Origin of the sequence: Kribbella sp. CA-294648, assembly GCF_050943845.1 — a bacterium.
Lineage (GTDB): Bacteria > Actinomycetota > Actinomycetes > Propionibacteriales > Kribbellaceae > Kribbella.
In genome coordinates, this window is the sequence record NZ_CP191981.1 from 79,964 (window position 1) to 94,437 (window position 14,474).

At 68.1% G+C, this 14,474-nt stretch carries 16 protein-coding genes and 1 tRNA gene; 7 read left to right on the top strand and 10 right to left on the bottom strand.

Going from position 1 to position 14,474, the window contains the following annotated elements:
* Positions 1 to 121: 121 nt before the first annotated feature.
* From ACQPYM_RS00400 to ACQPYM_RS00420, 5 genes are all read right to left on the bottom strand, one after another.
* Positions 122 to 1,573, bottom strand: coding sequence for a peptidoglycan D,D-transpeptidase FtsI family protein (locus ACQPYM_RS00400; RefSeq protein ID WP_433013020.1), 1,452 nt, complete (start codon positions 1,571 to 1,573; stop codon positions 122 to 124).
* Positions 1,570 to 2,967 (bottom strand): FtsW/RodA/SpoVE family cell cycle protein, encoded by a 1,398-nt coding sequence (locus ACQPYM_RS00405; protein WP_433013022.1) that lies wholly within the window; start codon positions 2,965 to 2,967, stop codon positions 1,570 to 1,572. The genes ACQPYM_RS00400 and ACQPYM_RS00405 overlap by 4 nt, the downstream gene beginning before the upstream one ends.
* A complete protein-coding gene (locus tag ACQPYM_RS00410) occupies positions 2,964 to 4,349 on the bottom strand; it encodes a PP2C family protein-serine/threonine phosphatase (RefSeq protein ID WP_433013024.1) in 1,386 nt (461 codons plus the stop codon). The genes ACQPYM_RS00405 and ACQPYM_RS00410 overlap by 4 nt, the downstream gene beginning before the upstream one ends.
* A gap of 73 nt (positions 4,350 to 4,422) precedes the next feature.
* Complete coding sequence (locus ACQPYM_RS00415; RefSeq protein ID WP_433013026.1) at positions 4,423 to 4,911, bottom strand: FHA domain-containing protein FhaB/FipA; 489 nt, start codon at positions 4,909 to 4,911, stop codon at positions 4,423 to 4,425.
* Between the two features lie 10 nt (positions 4,912 to 4,921).
* Complete coding sequence (locus ACQPYM_RS00420; protein ID WP_433013028.1) at positions 4,922 to 5,749, bottom strand: FhaA domain-containing protein; 828 nt, start codon at positions 5,747 to 5,749, stop codon at positions 4,922 to 4,924.
* 235 nt (positions 5,750 to 5,984) lie between these two features.
* Here ACQPYM_RS00420 and ACQPYM_RS00425 point away from each other — a divergent pair.
* A tRNA-Leu gene (locus tag ACQPYM_RS00425) sits at positions 5,985 to 6,068 on the top strand.
* Positions 6,069 to 6,163: 95 nt separating this feature from the next.
* Here ACQPYM_RS00425 and ACQPYM_RS00430 read toward each other — a convergent pair.
* Positions 6,164 to 6,658 (bottom strand): hypothetical protein, encoded by a 495-nt coding sequence (locus tag ACQPYM_RS00430; protein WP_433013030.1) that lies wholly within the window; start codon positions 6,656 to 6,658, stop codon positions 6,164 to 6,166.
* Between the two features lie 43 nt (positions 6,659 to 6,701).
* A complete protein-coding gene (locus ACQPYM_RS00435) occupies positions 6,702 to 7,325 on the bottom strand; it encodes a TetR/AcrR family transcriptional regulator (RefSeq protein WP_433013032.1) in 624 nt (207 codons plus the stop codon).
* 36 nt (positions 7,326 to 7,361) lie between these two features.
* Here ACQPYM_RS00435 and ACQPYM_RS00440 point away from each other — a divergent pair, with 36 nt between their 5' ends.
* The 3 genes from ACQPYM_RS00440 (at position 7,362) to ACQPYM_RS00450 (ending at position 10,628) form a co-directional block, all read left to right on the top strand.
* Entirely contained in the window at positions 7,362 to 8,762 is a 1,401-nt protein-coding gene (locus tag ACQPYM_RS00440; protein ID WP_433013034.1) for a serine hydrolase domain-containing protein, read from the top strand.
* Positions 8,763 to 8,858: 96 nt separating this feature from the next.
* On the top strand, positions 8,859 to 9,692 hold the full coding sequence (locus ACQPYM_RS00445; protein ID WP_433013036.1) for a carbon-nitrogen hydrolase family protein: 834 nt from the start codon (positions 8,859 to 8,861) through the stop codon (positions 9,690 to 9,692).
* A gap of 132 nt (positions 9,693 to 9,824) precedes the next feature.
* Positions 9,825 to 10,628, top strand: a complete 804-nt coding sequence (locus ACQPYM_RS00450; protein WP_433023507.1) for a phosphotransferase enzyme family protein — start codon at positions 9,825 to 9,827, stop codon at positions 10,626 to 10,628.
* A gap of 3 nt (positions 10,629 to 10,631) precedes the next feature.
* Here ACQPYM_RS00450 and ACQPYM_RS00455 read toward each other — a convergent pair whose 3' ends face one another.
* The gene (locus ACQPYM_RS00455; protein ID WP_433013038.1) at positions 10,632 to 11,318 is read right to left on the bottom strand and encodes a hypothetical protein; all 687 of its coding nucleotides are present in this window, start codon (positions 11,316 to 11,318) and stop codon (positions 10,632 to 10,634) included.
* 58 nt (positions 11,319 to 11,376) lie between these two features.
* On the opposite strand from ACQPYM_RS00455, the gene ACQPYM_RS00460 reads away from it, so the two are divergent.
* Entirely contained in the window at positions 11,377 to 11,895 is a 519-nt protein-coding gene (locus ACQPYM_RS00460) for a hypothetical protein (RefSeq protein WP_433013040.1), read from the top strand.
* 13 nt (positions 11,896 to 11,908) lie between these two features.
* Here the strand turns inward: ACQPYM_RS00460 and ACQPYM_RS00465 are convergent, their stop codons facing one another.
* Positions 11,909 to 12,514, bottom strand: a complete 606-nt coding sequence (locus tag ACQPYM_RS00465; RefSeq protein ID WP_433013042.1) for an N-acetyltransferase family protein — start codon at positions 12,512 to 12,514, stop codon at positions 11,909 to 11,911.
* Positions 12,515 to 12,638: 124 nt separating this feature from the next.
* On the opposite strand from ACQPYM_RS00465, the gene ACQPYM_RS00470 reads away from it, so the two are divergent.
* Positions 12,639 to 13,136 carry a YbaK/EbsC family protein gene (locus tag ACQPYM_RS00470; protein WP_433013044.1) on the top strand — a complete coding sequence of 166 codons (498 nt, stop codon included), beginning with the start codon at positions 12,639 to 12,641 and terminating at the stop codon, positions 13,134 to 13,136.
* A 17-nt stretch (positions 13,137 to 13,153) separates the two neighbouring features.
* Here the strand turns inward: ACQPYM_RS00470 and ACQPYM_RS00475 are convergent, their stop codons facing one another.
* Positions 13,154 to 13,354 (bottom strand): hypothetical protein, encoded by a 201-nt coding sequence (locus tag ACQPYM_RS00475; RefSeq protein ID WP_433013046.1) that lies wholly within the window; start codon positions 13,352 to 13,354, stop codon positions 13,154 to 13,156.
* Between the two features lie 109 nt (positions 13,355 to 13,463).
* Between ACQPYM_RS00475 and ACQPYM_RS00480 the strand changes: the two genes are divergently transcribed.
* Entirely contained in the window at positions 13,464 to 14,465 is a 1,002-nt protein-coding gene (locus ACQPYM_RS00480) for a helix-turn-helix domain-containing protein (protein WP_433013048.1), read from the top strand.
* Positions 14,466 to 14,474: the final 9 nt, after the last annotated feature.

Here is a 14,474-nt window from a genome sequence, read left to right on the forward strand (position 1 = left end):
GCCTTCCAACCTGCGCGGATCGAACTCGGCCAAATCACACTCAAAACGCCCACGGTAGCCCGGACCTCCCGGGACCCACCGCCGACGGGACACTCGGTCACCGGACGGACTCGCATCGTCATCACCGGCCGAGCACCGCTTCCATCACCTTCTTGGCGACCGGTGCCGCCAAGGTTCCGCCGGCGATCTCGTTCCGCTCCACACCGGCGTCCTCGATCATCACCGCCACCGCGACCTGCGGGTTGTCGGCCGGCGCGAAGGCGGTGAACCACGCGAACGGCGGCCGCTCCTTCGACGTCTGCGCGGTCCCGGTCTTGCCGGCCACCTGGACGCCGTCGATCCGGCCCGGCTTGCCGGTGCCGTTGTTGACCACATCGACCATCATGCCGGTCAACTGGGCGGCGACGTCGGAGCTGACCGCCTGGTGCAGCGACTCCGGCTTGGTCTCCGAGATCGTCTTCAGGTCCATCGTCCGGACGCTCTGGACCAGGTACGGCTTCATCACTTCGCCCTTGTTGGCGATCCCGGCCGCCACCATCGCCATCTGCAGCGGGGTCGCCCGGACGTCGAACTGGCCGATCGCGGACTGCGCGGTCTGCGGCTCGTTCGGGTCGCCGGGGAACTGGCTCGCGACCGCGCCGAGCTCGGGCAGCTGCCGCTCGCCGAAACCGAACTTCTCCGCCTGCTCGCGCAGCGCGTCCGCCTTCAGATCCAGTGCGATCGAGCCGAAGGCGGTGTTGCACGAGTACCGCAGGGCGATGGTCAGTGTCGCGTTGTTGCTGCCACCGCAGTTCTGGCGGTTCTCGTTCACCAGCGGGACGGTGGTCTGCGGCAGCGGCAGCTCGGCCGGTGAGTGCACCGCAGTGTCCGGCTTGTACTTGCCGCTGGACAGCGCTGCCGCCGCGGTAACCAGCTTGAAGGTCGAACCAGGCGGGTAGAGCTCTTTGATCGCCCGGTTGGACATCGGCTTCTCGTCGCTCGCGTTCAGCTGCTTCCAGGCCGCACTGGCCTTGGCCAGGTCGTGCGAGGCGAGCAGGTTCGGGTCGTACGACGGCTTGCTGACCAGGGCGAGCACCTTGCCGGTCTTCGGGTCGAGCGCGACGACCGCGCCCTTCTTGGTCCCGAGCGCCTGGTACGCCGCCTGCTGGGCCGCCGCGTTCAGGGTCAGGCTCACGCTCGCACCCTGCTGCCGCTGGTTGGTCAGTACGTCGACCACGCGCCGGAACGCCAGCGATGGGTCGGAGCCGTTGAGCTCGCTGTTCTGGTTGAGTTCGATGCCGCCGCGGCCGAACTGGAAGGAGTAGAACCCGGTCACCGGCGCGTACAGCGGACCGCTGGAGTAGGTGCGCTGGTACTTGTACTTGTCGTTGATTTCCTTGCTCTGCGCGATCGGCGTGCTGCCGATCAGGATCGGGCCACGGTTCACCGAGAACTGCTGGTCGCGCACCCGGGTGTTGTCGTTGCGGCCGTTCAGCTCGTTGGAGCGGAAGGCCTGCAGATAGGTCGAGTTCGCCATCAGCGCGAGCATCAGGACGATCGCGCCGACGGCGAGCCGCCGGATTGCTGAGTTCACTGCTTCTGCACCGCCATCGCGATCGTGTCGTCGGAGACCGGCGCCGCGGGGGTCTGCGGCCGGCGGGCCTGGTCACTGATCCGGAGCAGCAGCGCGATGATCGCCCAGTTGGCGACCAGCGACGTACCGCCCAGTGCCATGAACGGGGTGGCCAGACCGGTCAGCGGGATCAGGCCGGTCACGCCGCCGATGATCACGAACACCTGCAGGGCGAAGGACATCGCCAGGCCGGTGGCCATCAGCTTGCCGAAGATGTCGCGGCAGCCCAGGGCGGTCCGCAGACCGCGCTCGATGATGAGCGTGTAGACCAGGATGATCGCGATGATCCCGGTCAGTCCGAGCTCCTCACCGAACGACGAGATGATGAAGTCGCTCTGCGAGTACAGGGTCAGGTCCGGCCGGCCCTGACCGAGACCGCGGCCCAGGATGCCGCCCCAGGCCTGACCCATCAGCCCGGTCGCGACCTGGCCGCGGTCCTCCGCGAACGGATTCAGCCAGCCGTCGACCCGCTTCTGCACGTGGCCGAAGGTCTGGGAGGCGAAGAAGGCGCCACCGGCGAACAGCAGGCCACCGATGATCAGCCAGCCGGCCCGCTCGGTCGCGACGTACAGCAGGAAGAGGAAGAGACCGAAGAACAGCAGCGAGGAGCCGAGGTCCTTCTCGAAGACCAGCACGCCCAGGCTGACCGCCCAGGCGATCCCGATCGGCCCCAGGTCGCGGGCCCGCGGCAGGTCGAGGCCGAGGAAGCGGTGACCGGCCAGGGTCAGTACGTCGCGCTTGACCACCAGGTAGCCGGCGAAGAAGATCACCAGGCACAGCTTGGCGAACTCGCCCGGCTGGAAGGACATGCCGGCCAGGTGGATCCAGATCCGGGCGCCGTTCAGGTCGACACCGAGGCCGGGGACCAGCGGCAGAACCAGCAGGACCAGACCGGCCAGGCCTGCCGTGTAGGTCAGCGCCTGCAGCCGGCGATGGTCCCGGACCAGCAGGATGACGACCAGGAAGAGGACCACGCCGACGGCTGTCCAGGTGATCTGCTGCGGTGCCGCCGGAGACCTTGGTGTGCGGCCGGCAGCCTCTCTGGCCGCCGCAATGCCCAGGTCGAGGCGGTGGATCATGGCGACGCCGAGGCCGTTGAGGAGCACCGCGCAAGGCAGCAGCACCGGATCGGCATACGGGGCGCGGTAGCGCAGGGCCAGGTGGGCGATCAGGGCCAGCAGCGCGATGCCGGCCGCGTAGTACCCGGTGCTGGCGGGGACCTTGCCCTGGACGGTCAGGCCGATGTTGACGTACGCCGCGACCGAGACGCCGACGGCCAGGATGAGCAGCATCAGCTCCACCCCGCGCCGGGTGCGCGGGATGATCTGGATGACGGAGGTAGAGGCGATACTCATCTGACGCCGTCGCAGTCGCCCGGGTTGACAGTGCCGTTGCCCGGGGTCGAAGCCGGTGCCGACACCGGCGTGGAGGCAGGGGTGCTCACCGGCGGCTTGCTCACCGGCGGTGTGACGGTGGCGGGCGGGGTGCTGGGCTTCGGGCTCGGCTTGGGCGTCGCCTTGGCCGCGCACTCCTGGGCGGTCCGCTGCAGCTCACTGACGATCTGCCGTGCTGCGGCCAGGTCGTCGGCCTGGATCGTGCCCTCGACCTGCTCCCGGCTGTACGTCGGCAGCTTGTCGACCTGCAGCTCCTGCTTCTCGTACAGGGAGGACAGGGTGAGCCCGGGGATCGCCTGGTCGACACCCTTGTAGATGGCGACATAGTCGCCGTCCGTGCCGACGTAGTACTGCTTCTGGCTCCAGCTGTAGGCGAACCACGCGCCTCCGCCGATCAGCCCGAGCACTACTACCAGTACTGCGAGTCGCCGCAGCCACAGGAAGCGCTTGGGCGGCCGCGGCGCGTACCGGAGCTCCTCGGGGTCGATGTCGGCGTGACCGTGACCGCCGCTGCTCCCGTCGCCGGGGGTGGCGCGCATGGTCGTGGTGGCCGGGCCGGTGCTGCCCTGGGCCAGCTCGGCCGCGGCTCCGACCAGCTGGGGCTGCACCCCGCTGCTGGGCTCCGTCTCGATCACGTCGGCCACCACGCAGGTGACGTTGTCGTTGGAGCCCGCCTCGAGCGCGTGGGTGATCAGCTCGACCACCACGGAGTCCGGCGTACCTTCGGCCATCGAGGTGGCGATCACCTGGTCGCTCACGTAGTCGGGCAGGCCGTCGCTGCACAGCAGCAGGCGGTCGCCGGCCTGGACGTCCAGGATCTCCAGGTCCGGATCCGAGTCGGGCCGGCCGTCGAGGACGCGGAGGATCAGGTTGCGGTGCGGATGGGTGAAGGCCTCTTCCTTGGAGATCCGGCCTTCGTCCACGAGTGACTGGACGAACGTGTGGTCGTGGCTGAGCTGGTAGAGCAGCCCGTCGCGCATCCGGTAGGCCCGCGAGTCGCCGAGATGGGCGAGGCCGAGCTGCTGGCCGTCGAACAGCAGCGCGGTGACGGTCGAGCCCATGCCTTCGCGCTCAGGGTCCTCCTCGACCAGCTCGGCCAGCCGCTCGTTCGCGCGGTGTACTGCGCCCGCAAGCGCCTCGATCATGTCCTCGCCGGTGATCCCGGGCTTGTCCAGCCGGCGGATCACCTGGACGGCCGCGGCACTGGCGACCTCACCCGCGGCGGCACCACCCATGCCGTCGGCAAGCAGCAGCAGGTTCGGACCGGCGTACGCCGAGTCCTCGTTGTTGCGGCGCACCCGCCCGACATCGGACAGTGCGGCGTAGTCCAGCGAAAGCGTCATGACCGGCGCCCTACTTCGGGACGTGGACTGGAGAAGGCGGCCTTATGTGGCGGCGTAGTCATTTCTGGCCGCCCTACTTCGCGATGTTCAGCGTCGTGCGACCGATCCGGATGGAACCGCCGATCTCGGCCGGGACGGGGCGGGTGACCCGCTGGCCGTCCAGGTAGGTGCCGTTGGTCGAGCCCAGGTCCTCGACCCACCACTCGCCCTCCGACGGGAACACCCGGGCGTGCCGGGTCGACGAGTAGTCGTCGTCGAGGCGGATCTGGCAGTCCGAGCCGCGGCCGATCACGACCGGCGCGTCGCCCAGCGTCGCCCCGACCCCGGCCTGCGGGCCGTCGGCGATCGTCACCGAGCCCGGCAGGCCCTTGCGCTTCTTGGCGGGTTTGGCCGGCTTGGGGGTGCGGCCGTTGGGTTGCGGCGACGCGGCCGGCGCGATCGCCCGCGCATCGACCTTGGCGCCGAACAGGTCGGACCTGATCACGGACAGCACCGCGAGTACGAACATCCACAACAGGGCCAGGAACCCCAGTTTGATCAGGGTCAGCGTCAGTTCCGACATGGAAGCTCAATCACCACCCGCTGCTCGGCGGCTGGGCGATCGGCTCGTCCGCAAGGCGCAGCGTCATGGTGGTGTTCCCGATCCTCACGGTCGATCCGTCGGTCAGTTCGGCCTCGGCGGCCCGGCGTCCGTTGACCAGGGTGCCGTTGGTGGACCCCAGGTCGACCAGGACCACCCTGACACCTCCGGGTCCCTCGGGCATCAACCGGATCTCCGCATGCCGCCGGGACACGCCCGGATCGTTGATCTGGATGTCGGCGTCGGTCCCCCGGCCGAGCACCACACCCGGCGGGTTGATCGGCCGGCGCCGGCCGTTCACCTCGAGCATCACCTGCGGGTGGCCGCGGCGTACCGGCGGGGGGCCGGGCGGCGGTTGCACGGGCGCGCTCTGCAGCACGGTCGCGTTCGGGTCGGGGGCCGGCTGGTACGTCGGCGGCGGGGGCGGCGGCGGTTGCTGCGGCCGCTGGTTGCCGACAGTGGCGCTGACGACGCGGAACTTGCCGGTCGGCAGCTCGTCTTCCTGGGTCAACTCGATCTCGATCGGTCCGGAGAAGGTGTAGCGCTGGATGTCCGCGTGGTCACGCAGTTCGTTCGCGAGCTCGTGGTTCAGGGTCCGGCCGTAGGCGTTCAGCCGCTCGAAGTCACCCGGGCCCAGCTCGATGGTGAAGTGGTTCGGCACCAGCCGGCGGTCCCTGGACAGGATCCGGGCAGTGTTGTCGATCTCACGCTTGAGCGCCGCGGCCAGTTCGATCGGCTCGACGTCTCCCTTGAACGCGCGCGCGAAGACACCACTCACGATGCCTTCGAGGCGTCGCTCGAAGCGCTGCAGCGGTCGCACGCGTCCTCCTCCACGGTCGGTCGTCGGGTGGACCCAACGATCGTGCTTGCCGTACGGCACCTTCAAGAGGCTCGCCGTACCCCGTGTCCACCGGTGCGTGGTGAACACACTGGTACGACGATCGATCGTATCGGCAGGTTCGACCGAACCCGCAATGTCAGAGTCTGCCGCAGGCCGTGCTAGTGTTTCTCCTCGGTTGCAGATGGCAGTTTTCGAGGCCGGACAGCAACCATGCGCGCGGGTGGCGGAATAGGCAGACGCGCACGGTTCAGGTCCGTGTGCCCGAAAGGGCGTGGGGGTTCAACTCCCCCCTCGCGCACAGCAACTCCTGGTCAGTCTTCACTGGCCGGGAGTTTTTGCTTTCCGGTGGTTCCAGCATGGTCCGGTGCGGTGCGGATCACAATGGGCGCACGGTCAGCGGTTCCACAGGCCCGATGTTCGGAGCAGGGTGAGGGTCTGGGTTTCCAGGTAGCGGGCGTCGTTGGTGTCCGGGGTCACTGACCAGCTGACCTCCAGGTCGAGGCGCAGTACTGCTTCGCGGGCCCAGTCCTGGGCGCGTTTGGGGCCGTGCTCGCGGAGGTCTTGGAGTTGTTGCTCCAGCCAGACAGGGTCGGCCAAGGCGCGGTCGAGGGCTTCCTCGCCGAAGCCGCTGATGGCTCCTCTGCCGTTGCGGTAGATCTTCAAGCGTCCGTACAGGCCTTGCGGCCGGCCGCCGGCAGCGCGCTCGCCCGCCATTCCGACGTACCGGATGATGCCGGTCAACGGTTCGCGCAGGAGGTAGACGCCGGGTTCTCGGGGCGCGCTGGGAATGGCTGATTCGAAAGGCATCCAGGGCGACCACTCGGCCAGCTCGTGCACTTCGGCGTACCGCTCGCGCAGCACATAGTCGTGGACGGTGGACCAACTCATACCGACATCCTGCAGTGCGGTTCCGACAATCCCGACAGCTCCGTCAAGGTCGACGGCACTCGCCGGTGAAGACGGTGGCGACGACGGGATCGAGCACCTGGTGGTGACTCCGGTCCTCCTGACGATCGGTCCGCAAGGAGAGGATGTCGGCCAGACCATAGACGGCACTGATGATCCGTACGGCGGCAACGTCCGCATCCACAGCCGGTTCGACCTCCCCGCACTCCTTGCCGTTGCGTACTGCGGTCGCCACGCGCTGCCGCAGCGCCTCATGGGCGCCCATCGCGAGGACGGCCAGCTCCGGATCCTGGACGGCAGCGAGTTGGAGCTGGCGCGCAACCCGGTGCTCGCGACGGCGCTGCTCGTCGAGCGGCAGCAGCTCGCGGACCACGCTGTCGATGATCCGCCGGATCGGCCACCGCTTCTTCTCACCGGCCGCCACGCCCGCCTCGATCCGCTCGTCGCGGCAGCGGATGAGGTCGTCGTACGCGAACTCGACCAACGCGTGCCGATCGGCGAAGTAGTGCTGGATGAGACCGACCGAGATGTTCGCGCTCGCGGCAACCCGCGCGTACGTCGTGGTCGCGAAGCCCAGCTCGGCCACCTGCTCCTGGAAGGCGCGGGCGATCAACCGCCGACGGCCTTCGTGATCAACGATCTTCGGCACTCGTAAATCATATAGCCATATGGTAAAGATGGCCATATGACTGTATGGCTAAAACTGCTCGCAGTACTTGGCCTCAGCGTGCCGGTCGCGCCACTGCCGGCCGGCCAGGCCGACGCTGACCCACTGGACAAGTACGTCCGGGAGCAGAGTCGCGCGGCCGGCGTACCAGGGGTCGCGTACGCCGTCGTCGGACCCGACGGCATCCGCCGGCAAGGCGCGTTCGGCGTCGACGGTGACGGGCAGGACGTGGGTCCGCGGACGCCGTTCCTCTGGGGCTCGGTGTCCAAGCCGGTCACCGCGACCTTGGCGGTCCTGCTCGCCCGGGACGGCGTCCTCGATCTCGACTCTCCGGTGGCGAAGCTGCTCCCGTCGTACCCGACCGCTCCGACGAGCGTGCGCCAGCTTCTCGATCACACCAGCGGACTACCCGAGGGGCTCCAACTCACCGACCGGTACGACGAGGGCCGGAGCATCGCGTCAGTGATTCCGCGGATCGCTGACCTCGAACCGGTCGCGGAGCCAGGGAGCAGGCACTCCTACTCGAGCCTCAACTACGTCGTGCTCGGCGCGGTCGTCGAAGCAGTCACCGGGCAGCCGTTCGCCCTAGTGCTCTCCGAGCGGCTTCTCCAGCCGGCAGAGATGAGCAGGACGCTCGCCGACCCCGGCCAGACGCTACCGCCCGGCCATCGCTTCGTTTTCGGTACCGCCCGCCCCTTCACGACGCGGATCGACCCGGCCACGGTCCCGGCCGGCTACCTGGCCGGCTCGGTGACCGACTTGGCGGCCTACGCACGAACCCAACTGGCAGGCGGCCCGGTACTCACCGACCAGGAACGCACCCTGCTTCACACCCCGCGAACCGACAACTACGCACTCGGCTGGCGGACCTCACAAGTCCCGGGCACCAACGAACCCATGCTCTGGCATGCCGGGGCCGCCCCCGGCTACCAGGCTGCCATCCTCCTGCTCCCCCAGCGTGGCCAGGCTGTCGTCGTGCTTCAGAACGCCTACGGCCCGTTCCATGACGCCCTCTTGCTCGACACCGCCCGTGGGATCGCCTCGCACCTCGCAGGCAGCACGCCTGAGCACCACGACGTCGACCCGGTCTACCCAGCTGCTCTCGCCGGCCTCGGCTTGGTGACGGCGCTTCTGTTCGCCTTCACCATCGGTACGACGATCCGACTGTTCCGAGGCCCGAAGCCCGGCCCACGCAAGCGGCGTCTCATCTGGCTCGGCCTGACCCTGCTGGCCCTCGGGGCAGTCGCCTTCGCCCTGGCCAGCCTCCCGGGCTTCGCCGGCGTGAGTCGCGGTCAACTGGCCCTGTGGGCACCCGACCTGTCCTGGCTGGTTCACGCCGGCCTGGCCCTGGCCGTAGTACTCGCCGTACTGCGCATCCTGGCGGCCGCGCGGGCGACGGTCTCGAGGAACAGCACGTGAAGTGCATCCTGCAATGCGGTTCCGGCAATCCTGACAGCTTCGTGAAGGTCGCCGAGTCCGGGCGGGATTGTCGGTCCGAGGTGGGACCGTGGGGTGATGACGGGGATTCGCATTGCTGTTGCCGAGCCGGTGATCACCAAGGACGCCGCGGAGAACGGGGCCAAGGTCCGCGAGCTGATGAAAGCGGCCGCGGCCGGGAAGGCGCGGCTGATCCAGTTTCCGGAAGGGCAGCTGTCGGGGTACCCGAAGGAGCAGCTCCAGGACTGGGCCGAGGTCGACTGGCGGGTGGTCCGTGACGAGCTGGAGAAGATCAAGCAGCTCGCCGCGCGGCTGAAGCTCTGGGTGGTGCTCGGCTCCGCGCATCCGCTCACCCCGCCGAACCGGCCGCACAACAGCCTCTACGTCATCTCCGACACCGGCCAGGTGGTCGACCGGTACGACAAGCGCTTCTGCTCCAACACCGAGATCACCCGGTTCTTCAGTCCCGGCTTCGAACCGATCGTCTTCGACGTCGACGGGTACCGGTTCGGCTGCGCGATCTGCGTCGAGATCAACTTCCCGCAGGTGTTCAGCGAGTACGAGCGCCTCGGCGTCGAGTGCCTGCTGCTGTCGGCGTACCCGGTCGACAAGATCTTCGAGGTCAAGGCCCGCGCGTACGCCGCGATCAACAACTACTGGGTCGCGATGTCCCTCCCCGCCCAAACCGCCGACCTGATGCCCTCGGGCCTGATCGCCCCCGACGGCACCTACGTCTCCACGGTCACCGCCCCAGCCGAACTCACCATCGCCACCATCAACCGCAACGACCCGGCCTACAACATCCCCCTCAACCACGCCCGCCCTTGGCGCACAACGGCCCGCAAGCGAGCCATCTACCGCACCCGCCGAATCACCAACGACCCCCGCTCCACCAACCACACCTGCATCTAGCTCGTACTGCGGCCGAGGACGGCCTGGGAGACTGCCAGCATGGGTGAACGGCTGCTCGATGACGCATCGGCTCTCGCGACCCTCAAGGCGGTTGTAGCGGGCTTGGGCACAGACGGCGCAGAGATCGAACGAATGGGGCCGATTGCTGACAATGCGGTTTTTCGGCTACCTGGTCGGGTGGTTGCTCGGGTCTCGGCGTATGAGGCGCTGGGGCGGGCGCTGCGTGAGGTTCAGGCAGGCCGGTGGTTGGCAGAGCAGCGTGTTCCTGCAGTCAGGCCGTTGGAGTCGCTCGAGCAGCCAGTGGTGGCTGACGGGCACGTGGTGACCTTCTGGCATGAGGTGCCCGGCGCGGAGATGGCGAGCACTGCGGAACTCGGGTCCCTGCTCAGACAACTTCATCAGTTGCGTGTTCCATCAGACTTCGAGATCCCGCCGCTGGACCCGTTCGTTCGGCTGGATGAGCACCTGGCGTCGGCCGCCACCGAACTGACCGAGGACGACAGCAGGTTCCTCGCCGATCGTCTGGACCAGTTGCGTGGCCAGTACGCCGAGGTGAGCGCGGGGTTGACGAACTGCGTGATCCACGGAGACGCCAACCGGAAGAACGCGATCCGCGGCGCCGACGGGGTCGCTGTCCTGCTCGACCTCGAACGCTTCAGCGTCGGGCCACGGGAGTGGGATCTCACCGTGCCCGCCGTCTACCGACGTCTCGATTGGTACTCCGAATCCGAGTACGACGCGTTTGTCAGCGCCTACGGCCGGGATGTCCGGGACTGGAGCGGTTTCGAGGTCTTCGCGGCGCTACGGGAACTCCGCATGACGGCCTGGCTGCTCAGCCGGCTGCCCCGCGAACCTCGCCTGCGAGCCGAAGCAGCTCGCCGGATCGAATCACTCCGCCACCCCGATACCCCAAGGTCCTGGACTCCAGGAACCTGATCGCTAGGAAGCCTCCGCGACGATAGGACGCGCTCGTTCGCGAAACTCGCTGATCGCGCGCTGACTTCCCAAGGCGTCCAACCGTCGGTCGAAGACGCGGATGTACTTGCGTACCCGGGCCGACTTGATCCTGCCCGCCGCGACGAGCGCCTCGCCGGCGACTTCGCAGGCCCTTGGGATCTCTCCGGCGTCGAGGTAGGACGTAGCAAGCGAGACCCGGCAGAAGGTACGGCTTCTGGGATGCATGTCGGGGTCCTCGCCGAGCGCGAGGTTCGCGTGGCGCTCGGCTTCCCTCGGCGCTCGTAGAGCGGTGAAGCAGTGGGCCAGCTCGTCGTGAAGTTCGGCCTGGTCGAAGTATCCGATCCAGTCGGGCTCCTCGGTCTCGGTTCCCTGCGAGAAGCTGGTCTCGGCCGCTTTCATGGTTCGAAGACAGCCCCGCTTGTCTCCCATACTGGCCAGACCGCGTGCCTCCATCGCGGCGTACATGGCCCTGACCCGTGGAGTAGCCGCAGTACCGGCACCCAGCGCAGCAGCCCTGGCGAGGTCGACAGCCTCTTGGTACTCGCCAAGGAAGTTGGCCTGATGGCTCATCAAGGCCAGAACCTTCCCGCCCAGCGGACGGTCGCCAGACACGTGGGACAAGTTCAGGGCCTGTACGAAGTACCGCCGGGCGAGGCCGTGGAGGCCCACGTCGTAAGCCGTGCCGCGCCCGTGGATCGCGTCGACGAGACGCGGCGGGAAGATCCTGGTGACGCTGTCAGGGTGGCTGAGTGCCTCCGCGCTGGCCCGGCTTGAGGTCAGCGACGACGGACGGGCGGAGGGCTGGCTGCTGGACGATCTCGCGTCCTTCATGCCGGCCAGACGACATGCACCTCCGGGAATCACGGACATCAGGACTGGAGTCTCAGACGAAGTCGAGTCCGAGATCTCTGTGTCCGACTCGGTTCTCACGAACCATCCAGGTCGCTTGCTGGTGCAACTCGCCGTCCCCAACTCCCAGCATGCGACTGGCACCGACGAACACGGGCTGCCCTTGTCATACCTCGTTGATGTGGTGACCGGCTCGTACGCCGTGGTCTCGTCCGCAGGTGGCACCGTCGTACAAGGCGGGCCTGTTCGGATTTGGGACGCGATCGAGCGTGGGGTGCAGGCGTGGCGCGATGCCGGGTCGCCTGGGATTGAGGAATTCAAGGTCACCGTAACGCCGGAACACCAGTTCGTCGGCTTTGCCGACGCTCCGGATCTTTGGCGCCTGCCTGAACTCTGAAGCCGACCCGCACTTAGCTCGTACTGCGGCCGAGGTAGGTGACTGCGTCGGCGTTCGGGACTGGGATGTGGTGGAAGCCGAGGCGGTTGTAGAAGGCTCGGGCTTTGGTGTTGGAGGTCAGCATCGTCAGGTGGACCGCTGGGATGTTGGCGGTGGCCAGGGCGTTGAGGAGGGTGGTCATCAGGGCTCGGCCGTGGCCGGATCGTTGGTACGCCGGGAGTAGGTCGATGTGGAGGTGGGCCGGGTAGGCGGCTACCTCGGGGATGACGAGGCGCTCGGGGTCGTGCATCAGTTTGATCATGTGCTCGGTGGGGGTGCTGGGCGGGTGGGTTGGTGGTGGGTAGCGGTCGGCCAGGCGTGGGAGCCAGTCGGTGCGGAAGCGGGTGGCGAAGGTGGGGGTGTCGGCGGTGCCGAGGATGTAGCCGACCGGGTGGTCGTCGTCGGTGAGGACGAAGGCGAGTTCCGGCTCCAGGTCGACGTACGGGAGGGCGAAGATGCTCGGCATCAGCTCCAGGTCGGGGTAGAGCGCGCGGGAGTCGCCGCCGTTGTCGGCGGTGCGGACGCAGATGTCGGCGACCGCGGCACGGTCGCTCGGCCGGTACGGGCGGATCTCGGGCATGGATTCTCCAAGCGGGTGGAAGCGCTCCCACGCTAGCGCAGATCGGTAGGCTCGTACCCCCGCTATACCGGTTCAGTGGGGCACGTGCTGGGGTGGAGGGGTTGCCGAGGTGGAGGAGCAGGGTGTGAGTGCGGAGACTGCGACGTATCCGGCGTACGAGCGGCTGATGGCCGATCTCGAGACGCTCGGGGCGAGGTACCGGGTGATCGAGCACGAGCCGGAGGGGCAGACCGAGCTGGTCAGCGCGTTGCGCGGCAACGAGTTGAAGGCCGCGGCCAAGTGCATCGTGGTGATGGTCAAGCTCGGCAAGAAGAAGAGCCACTACGTGCTGGCCGTCGTCCCTGGTGACGCCCGGGTGGATCTGAACGGCATCAAGGAACTGCTCGGCGGCAGCTATGTCGCGTTCGCCGACAAGGCGCGCGCCGAAGAGCTCGCGGGCAGTGTGAGTGGGACCGTTCTGCCGGTGAGCTACCACGAGCAGCTCGAGCTGATCGTGGATCCGAAGCTCCTCGAAGTACCGGAGCTTTTCTTCAACGCCGCCCGGCTGGACCGGTCGCTGGCGCTGGTGACGGAGGACTACGTCCGCTTGGCTCAGCCCAGGATCGAGACGATCACCAGCTGAGCCGGACAGTGCTGCCCTCAGCGCGCCCGGAGGCGGGTGAGCATGCGCTGGGCCGGCGCCCGGTGCCGCCCCGGAGCCGGGCGGCCTTGCGGCGGATTCCCGGAATGCCGTGGCGTGCCGCGGTGAGGCGTGGTGGTGTTGGTGCTCAGCAACGTCCAGCAGGCCAGTGCCGCGGCAGCAACGAGGCCGGCGAGACCGGCGTAGTCCGTCCAGTTCATGGTGTTCTTTCTCGATGGCGGCTCGGGCGGGAGGTCCGCGATTGCGTCTTTCACCGGTAGTGACGGCGTGATCGAGGTTTCGTGACGGCACTTCGGGTGTCGCGATCAGATGAGTTTCGAGGAGGTGGGCACGATGCACGACGGATCGTTGCTGGACGCCGACGAGGAGCAGGCGTATCGGCTGCTGGTCGGACTGTCCGTCGCGCGGTCGGGGGACCTGGCCGAGGTCGCCCGGTTGACGCAACAGGAGGCGGTCGAGGTGCTGCAGCGGCTGCAGGCGAAGGGCCTGGTCGCGGTCCAGCCTGGCGAGGACCCTGTCTTTCGCCCACTGCCCCCTGACGTGGCCCTCGGTACAACGTTGTTACGGCGCCAGGAGTCGCTCGAGTCGGCTCGGCAGACAGTGGCGTCGCTGAGCGAGGAGTTCCGCGCCAGTGCCAGCCGCCGCGACGCCCACCACCTGGTCGAGGTGCTGGTCGGGGCCACCGCGCTGCGAGATCGCCTGCGCGACCTGCAGCAGTCCGCTCGCACGGAGATCCTCTGGTTCTGCCGCGCCAACCCGCTAGCCATGCAGGGCGCGGAGAACACGGAGGAGTACGGCGCCCTCAGCCGCGGCGTCCGCTACCGGGCTATCTACGAGCGCGCCCTGCTGGAGACTCCCGGGGAGCTCGACAGCATTGCTGAGGGCATCAGTTGGGGTGAGGAGGCCCGGGCACTCCCGACGCTCCCTGTCCGGCTGGCCATCGTCGACCGCGCTACCGCGATCTGCCCGCTCGTACGGGACGAGGAGGCGGGCATCGGCGAACCTACGGCCGCAGTGATCGGCAGGGGTCAGCTACTGGACGCCCTGCTCGCTCTGTTCGAGAGCCACTGGGAGGCGGCGACTCCGGTCAGGCTGCAGGGCGACGGCGACCCAGATCCGGAAGGCCTGGACGAGAGCGAGCGCTTCCTGCTGTCACTGCTCGTTGCCGGCGTCCCCGACAAGTCGATCGCTTCCCAGCTCGGCATCAGCCGTCGTACTGTCCAGCGCCGCCTCGACCGCATGATGGCGCTCGCCGGCGTGGACACCCGCACCGGTTTGGCGTTCCAGGCAGCCCGCCGCAAATGGCTGTAGCCGGGGACC